The organism is Polynucleobacter sp. 35-46-11, assembly GCF_002281105.1.
Genome location: NZ_NCFJ01000387.1, coordinates 1 through 2,457, shown reverse-complemented (window position 1 = coordinate 2,457; position 2,457 = coordinate 1). Strand labels below are relative to the sequence as shown.

The 2,457-nt window shown below is 46.8% G+C and carries 2 protein-coding genes and 1 pseudogene; 2 read left to right on the top strand and 1 reads right to left on the bottom strand.

Translation table 11 applies throughout. The features are described from left to right. The first annotated feature begins 34 nt into the window (after positions 1 to 34). Together obgE and proB are read left to right on the top strand one after the other, a co-directional pair. Positions 35 to 1,129 (top strand): GTPase ObgE, encoded by a 1,095-nt coding sequence (gene obgE / locus B7Y67_RS15290; protein ID WP_215302451.1) that lies wholly within the window; start codon positions 35 to 37, stop codon positions 1,127 to 1,129. 29 nt (positions 1,130 to 1,158) lie between these two features. Continuing rightward, positions 1,159 to 1,935, top strand: a pseudogene (gene proB / locus B7Y67_RS15285) (glutamate 5-kinase); the annotation flags it as partial. Positions 1,936 to 1,965: 30 nt separating this feature from the next. Here proB and B7Y67_RS15280 read toward each other — a convergent pair. Next, positions 1,966 to 2,457, bottom strand: a 492-nt coding sequence (locus B7Y67_RS15280; protein ID WP_293599372.1) for a CNP1-like family protein, incomplete at its 5' end; no start/stop codon positions are given.

Genomic DNA, 2,457 nt, shown 5'->3' with positions numbered 1-2,457 from the left:
GAACAGGCCTCGCTAAGCGAGGCCTTTTTTATTCATGAAATTTATAGACGAAGCTCGTATTGAAGTCATAGCTGGCCAAGGTGGCGCCGGGAGTGCCTCCATGCGCCGCGAAAAGTTTATTGAATTCGGCGGACCCGATGGTGGTGATGGTGGAAAAGGCGGAAGCGTATGGGCAACCGCTGATCGCAACATCAATACGCTGATTGACTATCGTTACGCCAAAACGCACACTGCAAAAAATGGTGAGCCTGGTCGTGGCGCCGACTGTTATGGTCGCGCAGGCGACGATATTGAGTTGCGTATGCCAGTTGGAACCATCATTTCTGATTATGAAACTGGTGAACCGATTGCCGACTTAACCACGCACGGTGAGCGCCTTTGTTTGGCGCAGGGCGGTGTTGGGGGATGGGGAAATATTCACTTTAAGAGTAGTACGAACCGCGCTCCTCGCCAAAAGACGAATGGCAAAGAGGGTGAGCGTCGTAAGCTCAAGCTTGAATTAAAGGTATTGGCTGATGTTGGTTTATTAGGCATGCCCAATGCTGGTAAATCCACTTTGATCACCGCTGTGTCTAACGCGCGACCAAAGATTGCCGACTATCCGTTTACAACCTTACATCCAAATTTAGGTGTGGTGCGAGTAGGCGCTGAGCGCAGCTTTGTGATTGCAGATATTCCGGGATTGATTGAAGGTGCCGCGGAAGGTGCTGGCTTGGGCCATCGCTTTTTAAGACACTTACAGCGTACTGGTGTGCTCTTGCATTTAGTCGATATTGCTCCATTTGATGAGAATATTGATCCAGTGGCAGATGCTGTTGCTATCGTGAATGAATTGCGTAAGTACGATGAAGCCTTGGTTGAGAAGCCGCGCTGGTTAGTGCTGAACAAAGTCGACATGATTCCAGAGGAAGATCGTAAAAAAGTGGTTGCAGACTTTATTAAACGCTTTAAGTGGAAGGGGCCTGTATTTGAGATCTCCGCTTTAACTGGATTGGGCTGCGATAAGTTGTGCTATTCATTGCAAGACTATTTGGATTCTATTCGTAAAGATAGAGATGATGAAGATGAGCGTGCTGCTGATCCGCGTTATCAAGAACAAGCCCAGCCAGAAGATAAAACTCCAGATTAAGCGGTAGTCATTTGAGACCTGAATTTGATATGAGCACTCAGCAAGCTAAACGAATCGTAGTAAAAGTAGGTTCAAGCCTAGTCACTAATAATGGTGAGGGTTTGGATCGCGCTGCAATCGGTATGTGGGCAGAGCAAATGGCTGCCTTGCTAGCTACTGGGCATGAGGTGTTGATGGTCAGTTCCGGTGCGATTGCTGAAGGCATGCAACGTCTTGGCTGGAGTAAGCGTCCGCAGGAAATTCATCAACTACAGGCTGCAGCTGCCGTTGGTCAAATGGGCTTGGTGCAGGTCTATGAAAGTTGTTTTGCGCGCTTTAATTTGCGTAGCGCACAAGTGTTGCTGACGAATGCAGATTTGGCGCATGCTGAACGCAATGCCAATGCCAAGGCGACTTTAGATACTTTGCTAAAGCTTGGCGTTGTCCCCATCATTAATGAAAACGATACGGTTGTTACTGATGAAATTAAATTTGGTGATAACGATAGCTTGGCCGCATTAGTCACGAATTTAATTCATGCGGACTTACTAGTGATCTTGACTGATCAAGGCGGATTGTTTACTGCTGATCCGCGTCAAGATGCTACCGCCACTCTTTTGAGTGATGCTACTGCTGGTGATCCTGCCTTAGAAAAGATGGCTGGTGGTGCTGCAAGTGAGCTGAGTAAGGGTGGCATGTTGACCAAAGTATTGGCTGCGAAAGTTGCCGCTCAAACAGGGGCTGCAACTATCATCGCCTCTGGGCGCGAGCCTCAAGTTCTCACTCGCCTGCTTAATGGTGAAAAAATTGGTACTTACCTGATTGCTGCTTAAGCGTCAAAACCCAAGCAATGTTTTTTAATTAATCACGCCAAACGAGTTGGTGGGTTTTGTACCGCCTGTGAATCCATTTGGGTTCAGTGACTGAATAACGTTTTTGATACTCTTTTCTTGAGTATTGAAGTTGCAAAATGCTCCTTGAGCTAAAGCAGCTTGATAACGATTTGGTGTGTGGTCTTTGATTGGATTCCAGCTAGAAAGAGGGTTTTCTTTCCAAGTATTGGATTCAAAGGTGCCATAGAGTCGCCATTGGAAAGAGTCGCAACGAATACCTTCGTATTGGACTTGGCTGTTTCCATTGGGGCTAGTCAAAATAACGATGTATCTCGTGATGCCATCGTTGCCGATCAAAATGGAGTCAGTGTCGATTGCAAACTTGAAAATTGTTTGCTGTGAGACGTAAAAGGGTTGAATAGTTGATTTATTGGGAGGGTTCAATGGCATTGCTGTTGCACCTTCTTTGAAAACCATTGGTGCAAATGGGTCGACCCCGCTCTCCAGTGGATCACC